The 17,253-nt window shown below is 61.4% G+C and carries 16 protein-coding genes; 4 read left to right on the top strand and 12 right to left on the bottom strand.

Features of this window, described 5'->3' with window-relative positions:
- Window positions 1–50 precede the first annotated feature (50 nt).
- The 10 genes from P3M64_RS10990 to P3M64_RS10945 all read right to left on the bottom strand — a co-directional run bounded on the left by P3M64_RS10990 (window position 51) and on the right by P3M64_RS10945 (window position 11,961).
- The gene (locus P3M64_RS10990) at window positions 51–1,358 is read right to left on the bottom strand and encodes a methyl-accepting chemotaxis protein (RefSeq protein WP_207893206.1); all 1,308 of its coding nucleotides are present in this window, start codon (window positions 1,356–1,358) and stop codon (window positions 51–53) included.
- Window positions 1,336–1,863 carry a PAS domain-containing protein gene (locus tag P3M64_RS10985; protein WP_132939969.1) on the bottom strand — a complete coding sequence of 176 codons (528 nt, stop codon included), beginning with the start codon at window positions 1,861–1,863 and terminating at the stop codon, window positions 1,336–1,338. The genes P3M64_RS10990 and P3M64_RS10985 overlap by 23 nt, the downstream gene beginning before the upstream one ends.
- Window positions 1,864–2,393: 530 nt before the next feature.
- Complete coding sequence (pheT, locus tag P3M64_RS10980; protein WP_132939968.1) at window positions 2,394–4,802, bottom strand: phenylalanine--tRNA ligase subunit beta; 2,409 nt, start codon at window positions 4,800–4,802, stop codon at window positions 2,394–2,396.
- Complete coding sequence (pheS, locus tag P3M64_RS10975) at window positions 4,799–5,872, bottom strand: phenylalanine--tRNA ligase subunit alpha (protein WP_132940001.1); 1,074 nt, start codon at window positions 5,870–5,872, stop codon at window positions 4,799–4,801. The genes pheT and pheS overlap by 4 nt, the downstream gene beginning before the upstream one ends.
- A gap of 112 nt (window positions 5,873–5,984) precedes the next feature.
- A complete protein-coding gene (rplT, locus tag P3M64_RS10970) occupies window positions 5,985–6,350 on the bottom strand; it encodes a 50S ribosomal protein L20 (protein ID WP_132939967.1) in 366 nt (121 codons plus the stop codon).
- Between the two features lie 37 nt (window positions 6,351–6,387).
- Window positions 6,388–6,585, bottom strand: coding sequence for a 50S ribosomal protein L35 (gene rpmI, locus P3M64_RS10965; RefSeq protein ID WP_132939966.1), 198 nt, complete (start codon window positions 6,583–6,585; stop codon window positions 6,388–6,390).
- 361 nt (window positions 6,586–6,946) lie between these two features.
- Window positions 6,947–7,483 carry a translation initiation factor IF-3 gene (gene infC, locus P3M64_RS10960; protein WP_132939965.1) on the bottom strand — a complete coding sequence of 179 codons (537 nt, stop codon included), beginning with the start codon at window positions 7,481–7,483 and terminating at the stop codon, window positions 6,947–6,949.
- A 228-nt stretch (window positions 7,484–7,711) separates the two neighbouring features.
- The gene (gene thrS / locus P3M64_RS10955) at window positions 7,712–9,643 is read right to left on the bottom strand and encodes a threonine--tRNA ligase (protein WP_132939964.1); all 1,932 of its coding nucleotides are present in this window, start codon (window positions 9,641–9,643) and stop codon (window positions 7,712–7,714) included.
- A gap of 116 nt (window positions 9,644–9,759) precedes the next feature.
- Window positions 9,760–10,725: a glycosyltransferase family 9 protein gene (locus P3M64_RS10950; protein WP_132939963.1), complete on the bottom strand. Its 966-nt coding sequence runs from the start codon at window positions 10,723–10,725 to the stop codon at window positions 9,760–9,762.
- Between the two features lie 9 nt (window positions 10,726–10,734).
- Window positions 10,735–11,961 (bottom strand): glycosyltransferase family 4 protein, encoded by a 1,227-nt coding sequence (locus P3M64_RS10945; RefSeq protein WP_132939962.1) that lies wholly within the window; start codon window positions 11,959–11,961, stop codon window positions 10,735–10,737.
- Between the two features lie 29 nt (window positions 11,962–11,990).
- On the opposite strand from P3M64_RS10945, the gene P3M64_RS10940 reads away from it, so the two are divergent.
- On the top strand, window positions 11,991–12,779 hold the full coding sequence (locus tag P3M64_RS10940) for an alpha/beta hydrolase (RefSeq protein ID WP_132939961.1): 789 nt from the start codon (window positions 11,991–11,993) through the stop codon (window positions 12,777–12,779).
- A gap of 16 nt (window positions 12,780–12,795) precedes the next feature.
- On the opposite strand, the gene P3M64_RS10935 is transcribed toward P3M64_RS10940, so the two are convergent.
- Window positions 12,796–13,785, bottom strand: a complete 990-nt coding sequence (locus tag P3M64_RS10935; protein WP_132939960.1) for an SDR family oxidoreductase — start codon at window positions 13,783–13,785, stop codon at window positions 12,796–12,798.
- Between the two features lie 68 nt (window positions 13,786–13,853).
- Between P3M64_RS10935 and P3M64_RS10930 the strand changes: the two genes are divergently transcribed.
- Window positions 13,854–14,651, top strand: a complete 798-nt coding sequence (locus tag P3M64_RS10930) for a tetratricopeptide repeat protein (protein WP_132939959.1) — start codon at window positions 13,854–13,856, stop codon at window positions 14,649–14,651.
- Between the two features lie 191 nt (window positions 14,652–14,842).
- The gene (locus P3M64_RS10925; protein ID WP_132939958.1) at window positions 14,843–15,361 is read left to right on the top strand and encodes a hypothetical protein; all 519 of its coding nucleotides are present in this window, start codon (window positions 14,843–14,845) and stop codon (window positions 15,359–15,361) included.
- A 39-nt stretch (window positions 15,362–15,400) separates the two neighbouring features.
- Here P3M64_RS10925 and P3M64_RS10920 read toward each other — a convergent pair whose 3' ends face one another.
- Complete coding sequence (locus P3M64_RS10920; RefSeq protein ID WP_132939957.1) at window positions 15,401–16,069, bottom strand: glutathione S-transferase family protein; 669 nt, start codon at window positions 16,067–16,069, stop codon at window positions 15,401–15,403.
- A gap of 189 nt (window positions 16,070–16,258) precedes the next feature.
- Here P3M64_RS10920 and msrP point away from each other — a divergent pair, with 189 nt between their 5' ends.
- Window positions 16,259–17,233, top strand: a complete 975-nt coding sequence (gene msrP / locus P3M64_RS10915) for a protein-methionine-sulfoxide reductase catalytic subunit MsrP (RefSeq protein ID WP_132939956.1) — start codon at window positions 16,259–16,261, stop codon at window positions 17,231–17,233.
- The last annotated feature ends 20 nt before the right edge of the window (window positions 17,234–17,253 follow it).

The raw sequence follows: 17,253 nt of genomic DNA, 5'->3' as shown, positions 1-17,253 counted from the left end.
TGAGGAATAAGAACGATCGGAAACCGTCTCTCCTGGCCTTGGTGGGGCGTTTAAATCGCCTTACGCATCTCGATGACGAATTTACCCATTTCCGAACGCAATCGCTCGGACTGTTGAGAGAGTTCGCTCGCCGCCTCCAGAACCTGCCCGGCGGCATGGCCGGATTCCGACGCGGCCTGAGTAACGCTCGAAATATTCGACGTCACCTCGGTCGTACCGTTGGAGGCCTGTTCGACGTTGCGGGCGATTTCCTGGGTCGCCGCGCCCTGTTCCTCGACCGCGGCGGCGATCGCACCGGCGATCTCGTTCATCTCTCCGATGACTTTGCCGATCGACCCCATGGCCTCCACCGCCTCGCGGGTGGCCCCCTGGATGCCGCCGATCTGGGCGCCGATTTCCTCGGTCGCCTTGGCGGTCTGGTTGGCCAGGTTCTTGACTTCGGAGGCGACGACGGCGAAGCCCTTGCCCGCCTCGCCGGCGCGCGCCGCCTCGATGGTGGCGTTGAGCGCCAGCAGGTTGGTCTGATCGGCGATGTCGGTGATCAAGGCCACGACCTCGCCGATTTTATTGGCGGCCTCGGCGAGGCCCTGAATTTTGGCGTTGGTGCCATCGACCTCGGCCACCGCGGTGCCCGCGATCTGGGTCGATTGGGAAACCTGACGCGAGATTTCGCTGATCGAGCTGGACAATTCCTCCGCCGCGCTGGCCACCGTTTGCACGTTGCTCGAAGCTTCCTCGGCGGCGGCGGCCACCCTCGTCGCCTGCGAACTGGTTTCACTTGCCGTATGTTCCATGCCCTGCGCCGTGGACTGTAGTTCGGTTGACGCGGAGGCCACCGTCTCGACCACATTGTTCATATTCTTTTCGAAGTCGTCGGCGACGGCGGTAAAGTTCGCGACCTTCCGCGCCATCGTGTCGGTCGCGGTATTAACTTGGCGCGAGGCATGCAGGAAACTGCCGACCATGCCTTTTTCCGCAATTTTTCGGAAATACTTGTTCTGCGCCACATATTCCAGACACGCCGCCGATTCGCGGACATAGGCGTCACAACGATCGACCATGTCGTTAATGGCCTTTTGCAGGGCGCCGATTTCGCCGCCTTCCTTTAAGTTGATGAGGCGGGCTTCGAAATCGCCAGCATCGACGCGTTGGCAAATGTTACGTGTGCGCACGAGTTCCTGCGACAGTTTTCTTTGAAAAAACACCCCGACCAGACCGCCGAGGATGACCAAGAAGGCGATCCCGATCACAGGCAGCGAGCGCACGCCGCCGAGGATCTCCATGACCACCATCACAACCGCCAGGCCCGCCGTGATGGCGCTGGCGTACGAGGCCTTAGAGAGAGAAGACGAATTCATCGTACGCAACTCCTTTTTCTTTTAGCAGGTTGAACAGCATGGCGTGGGACGCCGCGAGGCCGTCCTTGGCGTTGTCATATTTCTGCTCCTCCCTCAGTAACGATGTGTAAAGGGGGATGATCGTGTCGTCGAGAATACGCCGATCGGGGACGCGACGGTTCGAGTGGTAGCCCGTGATATTTCCCGAGGCGTCAAAACTCGGCGTGACATGGGCGATAACCCAATAGTGGTCACCGTTTTTCGATCGGTTGACGACATAGGCGAACAGTTCCTTGCCGGTCTGCACAGTATCCCAGAGCAATTTAAAAACGGCCCGGGGCATGGTCGGATTGCGCACGATACTGTGCGGCTGCCCGAGAACGTCCTTCTCCGTGAAATCGGCGAGCTTCAGAAAAATATTATTGGCGTAGGTAATCCGGCCCTTCAAGTCCGTCTTGCTGACGATAATTTCATCATCGTCAAAAAAACGCTCGACCCCGGTCAGATTTTTTTCATTTGTTCCCATTGCTGGTCTCCTCAAGAAATCCCTTCGGCGTGTGGGCGCCGCATATCCACGGCGGAACCATCTCCGCCACGATAACCGCGACCGCGGCCTTCACCACCGTGACCCGCTTTTTTGCTCAACGGCTGAATTAAACACGCGAATAAACCCATAGGTAGCTTTCTACTTCAATTTTTTAGCTTAAGCACACTCTTCGAGACATTTCGAGGAACGCCCCCTGTTTCCTTAGCCTTCGGATTCATTTTAACTCTTTTTAGACAGTCCAAGGCTCTTGAATCGCTCAAGATTCACGAGCCCTGTCGCTGCGTGCGCCTTACATGTGATAACATTAACTGTGAAATTCAAATTCTTTTGCATAATAAAATTTCAATCGCGAATCCCGCGTTCACGCGTCGGGCGGCCCCGGCGTGAAAAAACAACGGTATCTGTAAGGTATTGTTTTCACAACAAGAAACAAGGGGCGCTCGCGCGCCCCTTGAAAAGCCTTGCCATCATGGCGCCGTCATGGCGCCCGCACCCATCGCGGACCGCGGCTATGCCCTTAAAACGCCATCGGTGTTCTTCGCCACAACGGCGACGATCCGCGCGCTGATGGCGTCGATATCGTCCTCCGTCAGGGTTCTCTCATAGGGCTGCAGGGTCACGCGCACGGCGAGCGATTTCTTGCCCTCGCCCAGCGCCGGGCCGGTGAAGACGTCAAACACGCCGACCTCCGCGATCAACGCCCTATCGACGCCCTTAACCGCCCGCACGATATCTTGCGCCGGAACCCCAAGATCGACGACGAAGGCGAAATCGCGATCCACGGGCTGAAACGGCGACGGTTTGAGCAACGCACGGCGCGCACCCTGTTTTTTCTTGGGCAGGGGAACACTATCGATAAAGATTTCCGTCGCCACGACCGGGCCGCGAACGTCCATTGCCTTGAGGACGCCGGGGTGCAGTTCGCCAAAGACCGCCAGGACATTCTTCGGCCCAAGGCAAAGCCGCCCCGAACGGCCGGGATGATACCACGACGGCGCGCCGTCCAGCGTTTGTAGGTTGTCTACCGCCACGCCCAACGCGCCCAGCACCGCCAGGGCGTCGGCCTTGGCGTCGAAGGCGTCCACCGGGCGCACGGCGCGCGCCCAATGCGAAGCCCCACTTTGTCCGGCGCGCAGAGCCGTGGCCACGACCGTTTGTTCGTCGGGCGCGTCGCCGGAAAATTGGGGTCCGACTTCGAACATCGCCCCGTTGGGAACGCCCCGCGCGTCGTTACGCCCGATCGCGGCGAGTAAGTTGGGCGCGATCGACGGGCGCATAACATCCAAGTCCGATGAAATCGGATTGACCAAGCGCACGGAAGACGCCACGCCGCCGAACAAATCGGCGTCCTTCGCCGCCATGAACGAATAGCTTACCGCCTCGTTCAGTCCGCGCGCGGCCAGGGTGCGCCGAGCCGAAGTGCGCCGCATCTGCTGCGCGCTCATCGCCGTCTCCGGCAAATCGCTTTCCCGCCTAAGCGGGGTCGTCGGAATATGGTCGTAGCCGAAGACGCGAACCACTTCTTCCACCAAGCAAGCCTCGCCGACGATATCTCCGCGCCACGACGGAACATCGACACGCAAGACGGCCTCGTCTTCGTCAAAAACGACAAAGCCCAACACCGTCAAAATACGATGCACGTCGCCCGACGGGACATCGACCCCGGCCAATGTTTTTATTTTTTGCGGACGAAAGGCGATTGTGCGCCGCCACGACGGTTCGGCCCCCGCGACGATGTTTTGCGAGGGCTCGCCGCCGCACAAATCCAAAATCAAACGAGTCGCGATTTCCATACCGTCGATGGCGAACGCTTGATCGATCCCACGTTCGAAACGATAACGCGCGTCGCTCATCACGTTCAGTTTGCGTCCCGTCGTCGCCGTGCGCACGGGATCGAACAGCGCCGATTCGATAAACACATTAACCGTGCCCTCGGCGCACCCGGTTTCCTCGCCGCCGATCACGCCGCCAAGGGCTGCGGGTCCACGCGCATCGGCGATCACCGTCATCGTGTCGTCGAGCGCATAGGTCTTGCCGTCCAAAGCCTTCAGGCTCTCCCCGTTTCGCGCCAGACGCGCCGTAAGCCCGCCCTCGACCTTATCGGCATCGAAAACATGGAGGGGACGGCCGTACTCGAACGTCATCAAATTGGTGATATCGACCAGGGCCGAAATCGGGCGCAGCCCGATCGCTTCCAGGCGCGCGCGTAGCCATTTCGGACTGGGGCCGTTATTTACCCCACGTACCATCCTGCCGACGAAATAGGGGCAAGCGGCGGCGGCGGCGGAAGGGAAATCCAAACGCACCGCAACGGGGCTTTCGAACATACCCGGAACCGGATCGTCCGCGATCGCCTTGAGTTTCCCCAAACCCGAGGCGGCAAGATCGCGCGCAACGCCGCGCACGCTTAGGCAATCGCCGCGATTGGGCGTGACGGCGATGTCGATCACCGGATCGGCCAAGCCCATAACATCGACGGCGCGCGCGCCAACCGGCGCGTCGGCGGACAAATCGACGATGCCGTCGTGGGCGTCGGACAGGCCCATTTCGCGTTCCGACAGCAGCATGCCGTTGCTCTCAACCCCACGAATTTCGGCCTTTTTCAAGACAATCCCGGTGCCCGGAATGGCCATCCCCGAAGCGGCGAAAACGCCCTTCATTCCCGCCCGTGCGTTTGGCGCGCCACAAACGACCTGCAGCGCCTCGCGGCCCGTATCCACGGTGCAGACCTGCAATTTGTCGGCGTTGGGATGCTTCTCGGCGCGCACGACGTGGGCGACGACGAAATCTTCCAGACCCTGGGCGCGATCGACGACGCCCTCAAGCTCAAGGCCCAACATAGTCAGCCGATCGGTGATTTCCTCAAGAGACGCCTGTGTTTCCAGATGTTCCTTCAGCCACGACAAGGTGAATTTCATCGCGTCAGCCCCCCCACCATCGACGGCGCGTCCAACGCCGAAAAGCCATAATGGCGCAACCACCGCAAATCGGACTCGTAAAAGGTCCGCAAATCGGGGATCCCATACTTCAGCATCGCGATACGCTCCAATCCCATGCCGAAGGCGAAGCCCTGATACACGTCGGGGTCGATCCCACAATTTTCCAGGACCTTGGGATTGACCATGCCACAGCCCAAAATTTCCATCCAATCGTCGCCGTGGCCGATCTTAAATTCGCCCCCTGCGCGGGTGCAACCGATGTCCATTTCCGCCGACGGTTCGGTAAACGGAAAATAGCTGGGGCGGAACCGTGCGGGCAGGTCGTCGATACCGAAATAGGCGCGGCAAAAATCGGTCAGACAGCCTTTGAGATGGCCCATGTGAGTGGTTTTATCGATCAGCAGGCCTTCGACCTGATGGAACATCGGCGAATGGGTGGCGTCGTAATCGCAACGATAGGTGCGCCCGGGAACGATGATGCGCACCGGACCCTTGGTTTCCACCATCGTGCGAATCTGAACCGGCGAGGTGTGCGTGCGCAGGACCTTGCGGTCTTCGACGGGGCCGGCGAAATAAAAGGTGTCCAATTCCTGTCGCGCAGGATGATCGAGGGGGATGTTGAGGGCGGTGAAATTGTGCCAATCGTCCTCGATCTCCGGCCCTTCGGCGACGGTGAAGCCCATCTCCCCAAAAATCGCCACGACCTCGTCGATGGTCTGGCTGATCGGATGCACGGAGCCTTGACGTTCCGGGCGGGGCGGCAGGGTGACGTCGATGGCCTCGGCCATCAGGCGCTCTTCCAGCGCCGCACGCGCCAAGGTTTCCTTGCGGGCGTCCAAGGCGCCCGCGATTTCATTTTTAAGGACGTTGAGCGCCTGCCCGGCGGCCTTGCGTTCCTCGGGGCCCATAGCGCCTAAGGTTTTCATGAGCGCCGTCAGCCGACCTTTTTTTCCGAGGACGGCGATGCGCACCTCTTCCAATGCGGCCAAATTTTCCGCTCCGGCGACGCTCGCCAATATCTCGGCCTTCAACGTTTCAATATCTTCCACACTCACCCCCACGTCCTTAAAAATGCGCCGAACAAGACAAAAGGGGAGGCCCAAAGCCCCCCCTCTCAACGTCATCGTCCTCACCCCTTAAAACAGGGTGCGAATCGTCCGTTTATGCGTTTTTCGCGAGAGCGGCCCGGGCCTGATCGACCAGGCTTTTAAAGGCCTCCGGCTCGCGTACCGCCAGATCGGCGAGCACCTTACGGTCGAGCGCGATTTCCGCCTTGAGCAGACCGTTCATAAATTGCGAATAATTCAGGCCATGCAGGCGGGCGCCCGCGTTGATGCGCTGTATCCACAACGAGCGAAAATCCCGCTTACGGGTGCGCCGATCGCGATAGGCGTATTGCAGCGCCTTTTCGACCTTTTCCACCGCGATGCGAAAATTGGTGCTGTTGCGGCCGCGATAACCGCTGGCCAGCTGGATGATTTTCTTGTGACGGGCGTGGGTGGTGACGCCTCTTTTAACGCGGGACATAAGCGTTTCTCCGGCTTGATCTGAATACGGGCAAGATTTAGGCGTTCGGCATATACGACTTGACGATGCGGGCGTCCTGATCACAAAGGATCATGGTGCCGCGCGCCTTGCGCTTCATTTTCTGCGGACGCTTACGCATGCCGTGGCGCTTGAAAGCGACCGCGGCGCGCACTTTGCCTGTTCCGGTAAGACGAAAACGCTTCTTCGCGCTCGATTTTGTCTTCAACTTGGGCATTTTGCTTGATCCTTTTCATGAAACCCCGACCCTCCCGCGAACATTAAAATTTCCACTAAAGAAAAAATATTCGCGAGACGCCGGGGCGACGCTAAGCTTTTGAGCGGCTGGGCATGCCCTGCCGGACCGCTCGTTCGGGCGACCCCCCGCCGGGGCGGGATACGCCGCGCGGGAAGACGGTGGGTTATAGCCAAGCCAACCCGCAAATGCAAGGGCGATATCCTGCAAGGGACATATACATCGAGCGGGATAAAATGGGCGACAGCCGCGCCCGCCCCCGCGGCCCGGCGCGACGACGCCTAAAAACGCCACGCACCCAACATCCAACGATGCCCAAAACGACAAATGAGGACCACGCGCCTTACTTAGGGGCGAGGACCATCACCATCATGCGGCCTTCCATCTTGGGAAATTGCTCGACCTTGGTGATCTCGCCCAGCTCATCGCGAACGCGGTTGAGAACATCCATGCCGAGATTTTGATGCGCCATCTCCCGCCCACGAAAACGCAAGGTCACTTTGACCTTATCGCCATTGTCCAGAAATCTGCGTGCGTTGCGCATCTTCACCTCGTAATCGTGAATATCGATTCCGGGGCGCATCTTGATCTCTTTGACTTCGATGACTTTCTGCTTTTTCTTCGCTTCGTTGCGTTTTTTCTGTTCCTCGTACTTGAATTTCCCGTAATCGAGGACCTTGCAGACGGGCGGCTCGGCATTGGGGGAAATCTCGACCAAATCGAGACCGACCTCCTCGGCCTTGCGCAGCGCTTCATCGACGGTAATGACGCCAAAATTTTCGGCTTCCGGTCCGATAACCCGGACGGTGGAGGCGGTGATTTGACGGTTGACCCGCGGGCCTTTTTGGGCCGGCGGTTGGTTGAACGGCGGGCGTGCTATGTGAAAAACTCCTTAAATTTTTATCCACTTGAGCCGGAACCAACCTCGACGACAACCGCCGATTGAATCCGCCGACCCTTATCCTTTCATATACACCGTCGCGGGTGCATTGTCTCGTTGAAACGCCTTGTCGAAAAGACCACTGCCCACAATAACGCCCGGGAATATCCCTGAGCGCCTGGGTAGGTCCCTGGTGTTTTTTTTAATACGGCCCCCTCCGCCCGGCGCCTACGACAGGGCCGCCGCGCGTTCATGGGGAGCGCGCGCCTCGTCTTTAAGGATATCAATTGCCTCTTGGAGCGCAAGAACTTCTTGGGTTTTCCCGCCAAGGCGACGCATCGCCACGGCCGTTTCCTCGGCTTCGCGCTTGCCGACGACCAACATCACCGGAACCTTGGCGTGGGAGTGCTCACGAACCTTGTAGTTGATTTTTTCGTTGCGCACATCCAATTCGGCGCGCAGCCCCGCCTCTTTCAAGCGCGCGAAAACGTCGCCGGCGTAGGCATCGGCGTCGGAGGTGATCGTCGCCACCACGACCTGAACCGGGGCCAGCCACAGCGGGAAGCGCCCGGCGGTGTTTTCGATCAAGATCCCTAAGAAGCGCTCGAACGTGCCTAAAATAGCGCGGTGGAGCATCACCGGACGGTGACGCTCGCCGTCCTCGCCGATGTACGCCGCATCCAACCGTTCGGGCAGCACGAAATCGACCTGCAAGGTGCCGCACTGCCAATCGCGTCCGATCGCGTCGCGCAGCACGAATTCCAGTTTGGGGCCGTAAAACGCCCCCTCACCGGGATTCAAGGTCCAATCCAGCCCCGCCGCCTCGGTCGCTTCCTTCAGGGCGGCTTCCGCCTTGTCCCAGGTTTCGTCCGACCCGGCGCGGGTCTGCGGGCGATCGGAAAACTTGACCCGAACCTCGTCGAAGCCGAGGTCCTTATAGACGCTCAGCAACAGCTCGCAAAACGCCTGGGTTTCCGAGGTAATGTCGTCCTCGGCGCAAAAAATATGGGCGTCGTCCTGAGTGAAGGCGCGCACCCGCATCAAGCCATGGAGCGCCCCCGAGGGCTCATAGCGATGGCACGAACCGAATTCGGCCATGCGCAGCGGCAGGTCGCGATAGCTTTTGATGCCCTGGCGGAAAATTTGGACGTGGCATGGGCAATTCATCGGTTTGATCGCCAGCACCTTGTCCTCAACTTCCGAGGTGAACATGTTTTCGCGGAATTTTTCCCAATGTCCGGAGGCCTCCCAAAGACTGCGATCGACCAGTTCGGGGGTGTTGACCTCGACATAATCGGCCCGCTCCAGGCGGGCGCGGATATAGTCCTGCAACTTGCGGTACACGGTCCAGCCCTTGGGATGCCAGAAGACGCCGCCTTGGGCTTCTTCTTGCTGGTGGAACAGGTCCATCTCGCGGCCCAGCTTGCGATGGTCGCGTTTTTCCGCCTCCTCCAGCATGTGCAGGTAGGCCTTCAACTGCTTTTCGTTGGCCCAGGCGGTACCGTAGATGCGTTGCAGCATGGCGTTGCGGGCGTCGCCGCGCCAATAAGCCCCGGCCAGCTTCATCAACTTGAAAGCCTTGCCCAATTTCGCCGTGCTGGGCAGGTGCGGCCCCCGGCACAGGTCAATGAAATCGCCCTGGCGATACAGGCTGATCTGCTGTCCCTCGGGGATGTCCTGGATAATTTCGGCCTTGTAGTGTTCGCCCATGTCCTTGAAAAAATGGATGGCATCGTCGCGGTCCCACACTTCGCGGCTGATTTTCTCGTCGCGCTTGACGATTTCGCCCATGCGCGCCTCGATCTTTTCCAGATCCTCGGGCGTGAACGGCGCGTCGCGGGCGAAGTCGTAATAAAATCCGTTTTCGATGGACGGGCCGATGGTGACCTGGGTGTCGGGGTACAGCTCCTTGACCGCCTCGGCCATAACGTGGGCGCAATCGTGGCGAATCAGCTCCAGGGCGTCGTCGTCCCGCACGGTGACGATCGACAGCGCGGTGTCGGTCTCGAACACGGTGGACAGGTCTTTCATTTCGCCGTCCACGCGCACCGCCAGCGCCGCCTTGGCGAGGCCGGGGCCAATGGCGGCGGCGACGTCGGCGCCGCTCACCGGGCCGTCGAAATGACGGATATTGCCGTCGGGAAGTGTAATCGCAACCATGGGACCGTCCGTATCTTGAAAAATCTTGAAGGAAATCCTGAAACCCGGCGAAATGTAAAGGCTATCGGCGCGCTGTCAAGGAGAACCCGGGAGAAATCGGGGGAAACCGGGCGCAGTTAAGGCGCCCGCGCGGGAGGGGGCGTGATCGCGTCCAGGGCCGCCGCCACCGCATCGACATCGAGCCGGTCGAGCGTGGGTCGGCGCACGATGCGCACCCCGGCCCCACGGGGGGCGCACAAGGCCGGATCGGAGGCCTCGGAGAACAGCACCACCGCAGGCGCGCCGGCGGTCGCGATCAGGTGCATCGGGCCGGTATCGTTCCCGACCGCGCCGCACGCCTCGCGGGCGAGCGCCGCGATGTCGATAAAATCGGTGCGCCCGGCTAAGGATACTGCGCTGGGCGCGGCACGCGTGATGACGGCGACGGCGGCGGTCTCGTTTTCGGTTCCCAGCACGACGGGCGTAATTGCGCGCGCGCCCAAACGCCTGGCCAGTTCGGCGAAGCGATCGGCGGGCCAGCGTTTTTCCGGGCGATGCGGCGCACCGCCGGGAACCAAAAGAGCGAACGGCGAAGACACGGCGAAATGCGCCGCCGCGCTCCCGGCGATCCCTTTGACCGCCATCCTCGCCCACGAAACGTCGCCCGGCGGCACATCGGCGATACCCGCCATCGCCAGTTGTTCGCGCTGACGATCGACGGTGTGCATGGCGTCGCGCGCCGGATTGGCGTGGGGGTGCGAACATCCCGGCGCGATCCCCGACCAGGGCGGACGGCCCATCAGGCGATGATACAGGCTTGTGCGCGATGCCGTCTGAAGGTCGTAAACCATCGCAAAGCGCCCCGCCCGCAACCACCGACGCAGCGCCAGGAGGCCGCCGAGCTGCCAGATTTTCGGGCGCGCATCGCAATAAACATCATCGAACAGTCCACCGGCGCGGGCAAAATCGACATACGGGCGGGTCGTCATCAAGGTAATGTGGGCATCGGCGTGATGGCGGCGAATGGCGGCCATCGGGCCCAGCGCCTGCACGAAATCGCCAAGCGCCCCCAACTTGATCACCAAAATACGCGCACGCGCCATGAGGCCCCGCTATCGTTCGTCGCCGCCCGGGGCGCGCCCCATGAGCTCGTCATAAACGTCAAGAGTCTTGGCGCACATCGCCGCCTTGGAAAAATGCGCATGAACGCGGGCGATGGCGCGCGCCGCCATTTCGGCGCGGTCCGGATCGCCGAGCGCCAGGGCCTTTTTCAGGCCTTCGGCGAGGGCGTCGGCATCGCCCGGCGCGACCAGCCAGCCGGTATCGCCGGACAGAATAATTTCCCGCGCCCCGCCGTGATCGGGGGCGACCACCGGACGGCCCAGGGCCTGGGCTTCGGCGACCACGCGCCCGAAAGCCTCGGGATCGGTCGAAGCCGAAACCACCACGTCGGCTAGCATATAGGCGGCGGGCATGTCGGCGCAATGATCGACGATGCGCACCACCCCACCCAGATCATTCCGCCTGATCAAGGTCTCCAGCTCTTTACGATATTGGCCCCGTCCGGCGTCGGAGCCGACCAGAACGCAACGGACGTCCCGACGGCCCAGCTTTGCGATAGCGTCGATCAGGACGCCCTGCCCCTTCCAGCGCGTCAACCTGCCGGGGAGCATGATCACCGGCAATCCGTCATCCAGACGCCACCGCCCAGCCAGTTGCACCACCCGTTCGGCGCTAACCCGGGCGGGATCGAATTTGTCCAGATCGACGCCGCGATGAATGATGCGCACCTTGGCGGCGGCGACGCCGTACAATTGGCGCAAATGCCCGGCGATGAAGTGCGATATGGCGATCACTCGATCGCCCCGGGTCATGATCGCATTGTAGCGCCGCTTGAACCAGTTGCCCGCCGAATAAGTGCCGTGAAACGTGGTGACGAACCGCGCGCCGCAATTTTTCGCGGCGAAATAAGCGCTCCACGCCGGGGCCCGCGAGCGGGCGTGGACGATATCGACCTTCTCCGCCTTGATGACGGCCTCCAGGCGGGCGATATTGGCGCGCATGACAAACGGGTTCTTGCTGTTTACCGGCAGCGTGACGTGCCGGGCGCCGACGCGCTTAAGATCGAATTCCTTGGGGCCGCCGCTGGACACCACCAACGCCCGACCGCCCGCCTTGACGATGGCGTCGGCGACCTCGACCGTGCCCCGCTCGACCCCGCCTTCGTTCCCCATCGCGGGCAGCACCTGCATCACCGTGTAACGCAAGGGGCGCGTCGGCGTTGCGTCCCCTTTCGCCGCGGTGGCGGTAATGGTACTGTCCTGGTGTTCTCGATCCATGAATTTCAAGCCTGAAAGTGTGTTTCCCCATGACCGAAACCCCGACAGTTTCGCCGCCGTCGATCATCACCCGGGAAGATGGCGCGACTATCGCCTACCGCGCCACGGCTGGCAAGTCTCCGTGCGTTGTTTTTCTCACCGGCCTGCACTCGGATATGGACGGCGCCAAGGCGCTCGCCCTGGAAGCCTTCTGCACGGCCCGTGGCCAGGCCTTCGTGCGCTTCGATTATTTCGGCCACGGTCGCTCGTCGGGGGCGTTCGAGGACGGCACTGTCGGGCGCTGGGCGTCGGACGGCGCGTTCGTGCTTGAAAATTTAACCGAAGGACCCCTCGTTTTGGTCGGTTCGTCCCTCGGCGGATGGATCATTCTGTTGCTCGCGACCCGCGCCCCGGCGGCGGTGCGCGGCAGAATCAAGGGGCTGGTCGGCATCGCCGCCGCGCCCGATTTTACCCGCGACCTGATGGAAAAGGAGCTGAGCGCCGCGCAGCGCGAAATTTTGCTGCGCGACGGCGTTCTCGAAGTGCCCAACTGTTACGACCCCGGCGCGCCGTTCACGATCAGCTTAAAGCTGATCGAAGACGGCCGCGGTCAGTTGTTGTTGGATGCGCCGATCCCCTTCGACGGGCCGGTGCGCTTGATCCAGGGCATGGCCGACGACGACGTGCCATGGCGCACCGCTTTGACCGTTCAGAACCGCCTGACTTCGAAAGACGTCGAAATCACCTTCGTGAAAAACGGCGATCACCGCTTATCGACGGCGGCCGATCTGGCGCGCCTGGAACGCACCGTCGAAGCCCTGTTGAACACCATGGGCTGACGAGCGTCGCCGGTTTTTACGTTTCCTCCCCGGGGGGGCGTTCGCTGTCGGCCTTCTTTTCCGCCGCCAACACCGCGCGCAGGCCCTCGCGGTAGCTCGGGTAGCGCAGCCGCACGCCCAGATCGTCCTTGATCCGCCGATTGCAGACCCGCCGGTTATCGGCCCAGAAGGTCCGCGCCATCGGACTCATGTCCGCCACGGCCTGGGCGAACGCCACCGCAGTGGGCGGGGTCACGCCCAGCAAGGCGCAGGCGTGACGCGTCACCTCGGACGGTTCCGCCGGCAGGTCGTCGGCGACGTTGTAAACGCGTCCGGACGCCACGCGCCCGCTTTCGCGCGCCGCCATCGCCGCGATTAGGACGGCGGCGATATCATCGACGTGGATGCGTGAAAAGCGATGGTGCGGCTTATCGACCAGGCGCGCGCGGCCCCGGCGTACCTTGCTCAGGACGCTCGAACCCGGGCCGTAAATTCCGGCCAGGCGAAAAATATCCACCGGAAGGGCGAAGCGATCGTGAAGGTCGCGCCATTGCTGTTCGGCCAGCGCGCGCCAATGCGATCGCGTTTGAGTAGGACGAACCGGCGCATCCTCATCGACCCACCCTCCACCGGCGTCGCCATAAACCCCGACCGTGGACAGATAGCCCACCCAACGCAGCGCGCCCGCCCGCGCGATCATGTCCGCGCCGTGCAGGGCGAGCAGCGGGTCGCCGTCTTCATCGGGCGGGATCGAGACCAAGATGTGGCTGACGCCGTCCAGCACGGCGTCGATATCGCCTAGGGGACGCCGGCCGTCGAAGACGATGGGCGTAATCCCCAGGTCATCGTTCCGCGCCACGCCGTCCGCCGCGCGCACCGTGCCCGACACCCGCCAGCCCTGAGCCAGCAAAATTTTCGCCACGGCGCGCGCGGTATAGCCCAGGCCGAAGCAAAATAAGCGCCCCGCCGGAAGCGCGGAGGGGACGGAGGGAAATGAAGGCGGTGGTGAATTTGTCTCTGTCGGCATGATACGGCGCTTGCTTTCCTGTCGGGATCGTCCAACCTTAGGCCGTCAGCAACGGATTGAACAAGACCATGCTTTCTTTTCACAGGACTTATTTTCCCCGCGCCGCGTTGATTTTTTCGTTCTTCCTTATCGCCCCGAGCGGCGTGAGGCAGGCCCGCGCAGCGGAGATCGACGGCGCCAAGGCCTACCGTCATTGTATGGATTTGGCGATAAGCGCCCCGAGGAAAGGCTTCGACGTCGCCCTGTCGTGGGAGGGCGTCGGCGGCGGCGACGCCGCCCGCCACTGCGCCGCCGCCGCGATGATGGGGCTGGGCATGTACGACGAGGCGGCCAAACGCTTCACCGACCTCGCCCAGAACATCAAGGCGTCGGCGGATTTTAAGGCGCGCCTGCTCGGCCATGCGGCGCAGGCCGACATGCTGGCGAACAAACCGGCGCAGGCGCAGGCCGTGCTCGACGCCGCGCTCAAACTATCGCCGAACGATACGGGTCTGCGGGTCGATCGCGGAGTCGCGCGGGCGGCTCTAGGGGCTTATTGGGACGCCATCGACGATTTCAGCATCGCATTGAAGCGCAATTCGCGGCTGCCCGAGGCTTACATCTTCCGGGCCACGGCGTACCGCTATCTGGGTTCCTTAGGCCTTGCCCGCGACGACATCGTCCGCGCCCTGGCGCTGGACCCGAAAAACCCCGAGGGCTTGCTTGAAAGCGGAATATTAAAACGTCTGTCGGGCGATCTCGAAGGCGCGCGCCGAGCGTGGGTCGCCGTCGTTCTCGCCGCCCCCGGATCGCCCGCGGCCCGCAGCGCGCAGCAAAATATCGAACGCATGGACGTGCACATCAAAGCCCCCGCGAACAAACCATAACGCCGCCCCACGGGGCGGCGTTATGGTGGCGCGCATCCCTGCATTTGCCCTTTCCAGGCCGCCTTCCCATATATATAACGAAACATGCGTATATACCGACGCTGGCGGGCGTGACGGCGGCCTCGCCCCTTGGTGGGGGCGCGCCGCCTTCCCGGTCGCACCCACAGCCCATGCAATGCAAAGGAATGCCGATGAGCGACATCGTGACCCTCGAGCGCAAAAAAATCTTCGACATCCCGTGCGGCAACGTGGTCATTACACATCATCCCCACGATCCGGCCGCCGATGTCGTGATTTGCCTGAAGATTGATCGTATCGGCAAGGAATACATGCACCATTATCTCGTCCCCCTCGACCCCACCCCCGACGACACCCTGCAATTGATCTACGCCGATCCCGACGACATCGCGATCGATTGCGCCGTCGGCGTGGTGTTCGACCTCGGCGAGGGTGAGAACGCGGGCGACATCCGTCCCGAAATCGGCGATATTTTCATCAATGAATCCGGGGTTTACTTAAAGATCAAGGACGACCCGAAAACCCAGAAACATTTTGGTTACGTCGATATCGACGCCAACCTGGTGCGCGTGCGCCAGGAACGTAAGATGAAGACCGTGCACAGAAAATGGCGCGTTAGCCCGGGAGTTCCGGGAGAATCGAGCGAGGCCACCTTCTCCGATCTGCGCCGCGCCCACTTGGCCCAACGCTAAAAATCTCGGGGCCCAACGCTAAAAATCCCGAGTCCAATGTTAAAAGTCCAGGTCGGCATAATAGGCGGGCGGGGCGACGCCGGGGATATGATCGCCAAGCAGGGGGCGGAAGCTGGGGCGCGATTTAATGCGCACATACCAATCCTTGGCGGGAGCATGGTCCTCCCAGGGCACATCACCCAAGTAATCGATCACCGAAAGATGCGCCGCCGCCGTGATGTCGGCCAAGGAAAAACGATCTCCCGCCAGCCAGCGCCGCCGCTCGACCAGGTAAGCGATGTAATCGAGATGGTGGTGAATGTTGACGTGACCGGCCCGGATCGCCAGGGAATCGGGCGCGCCCAGGCCTAAAAAACGCTTCATCACCTTTTCGCCGGATAGATTCTCGGTGACCTCGCGGTTGAATTTACCGTCGAACCAAGCGCACAGGCGGCGCACCTCGGCGCGTCCCAACGCCCCACTGCCGATCAGCGGCGGCTCGGGATGGATTTCATCGAGAAATTCGCAGATCACGTCACTCCCGGAAAGCACCGCGCCGTCGGCCTCGACCAAGACGGGAACCTCGCCCGCGGGATTGAGCGCAAGAAAATCGTGACGGCGCTCCCACACGTTTTCGACGGTCATGTCGAACTCGAGTTTCTTTTCGCTTAGGGCGATGCGCACCTTGCGACACTGCGGCGACAACCAAAGATGATACAGCGTTCTCATATAGCGTTCGTTATACCGGCTTCTATTAACAAGGAAAAGCCCCACCACGGCCCTCTTTCTCTACAGGGCGTATCACGGCCACGCACGAAACATTCACGGGCTTGTTATTTCCGTCATGACGGGAAGGCCGATAAGGTACCCCCAACGCAGCGATTTCGCCATCAAGAATAACAACGGGACATCAAAATCATGCTGATCACCATCCGCAAACCCTCCGACGCCAAGGAAGTCGAGGTCACGCCACAGGTGCTGTTCGAAAGCCGACGACGGTTTATCAAAACCGCCGCGCTGGGCGTCGCGGGGGGCGCGGTGGCGTTCACCCTGCCCGGCGCACCCGATGCGCGCGCCGTGGTCACCGCCGGTAACGGCGAGAAGTTGGCGGGGATCGTCGATGGCCCCTATGCCACAACGGAAAAGTTAACGCCCTACAAGGATGTGACGACCTACAATAATTTTTACGAATTCGGCACCTCCAAGAGCGATCCCGCCGAAAACGCCAAAAATTTCATTACACGGCCATGGACCGTCAGCATCGAGGGCGAGGTCGCCAAGCCCGGCGTCGTGGATGTCGAGGACCTGATTCGCTCCCATCAGTTGGAGGAGCGCATCTACCGTCACCGCTGCGTCGAGGCGTGGTCGATGGTGGTGCCCTGGGTCGGTGTTCCGTTGAGCGCGATCCTCAAACGCGTCGAGCCGACCTCGAACGCCAAGTTCGTCGCCTTCGAAACCCTGTACGATCCCAAGCGCATGCCCGGCCAGAATCGAAGCGTCCTCGACTGGCCCTACGTCGAGGGGCTACGCCTGGACGAAGCCATGAACCCGCTGGCGATACTTGCCGTCGGCGTCTATGGCGAAAGGATGCCGGCGCAAAACGGCGCGCCTATTCGTTTGGTGACGCCGTGGAAATACGGCTTCAAGGGGATCAAGTCGATTGTCAAAATTCGCCTTGTCCGCGACATGCCGCCGACTACATGGAACAAATCCGCCGCCCGCGAGTACGGCTTTTACGCCAACGTCAATCCTCGGGTCGATCACCCCCGCTGGAGCCAGGCCAAGGAACGACGCATCGGCGAGTTCTTCCGCCGCAAAACCCTGATGTTCAACGGCTATGGCGCGGAAGTCGCGGATATGTACCGAACCATGGATTTGAGCAAGAATTTCTAACCCCGACAAACCTCACCCAA

Origin of the sequence: Varunaivibrio sulfuroxidans, from assembly GCF_029318635.1 — a bacterium.
GTDB classification, from domain to species: Bacteria; Pseudomonadota; Alphaproteobacteria; order Rhodospirillales; family Magnetovibrionaceae; genus Varunaivibrio; species Varunaivibrio sulfuroxidans.
Note: the sequence above shows the minus strand (reverse complement) of the source record. Positions and strands in the feature narration are given on the sequence as shown.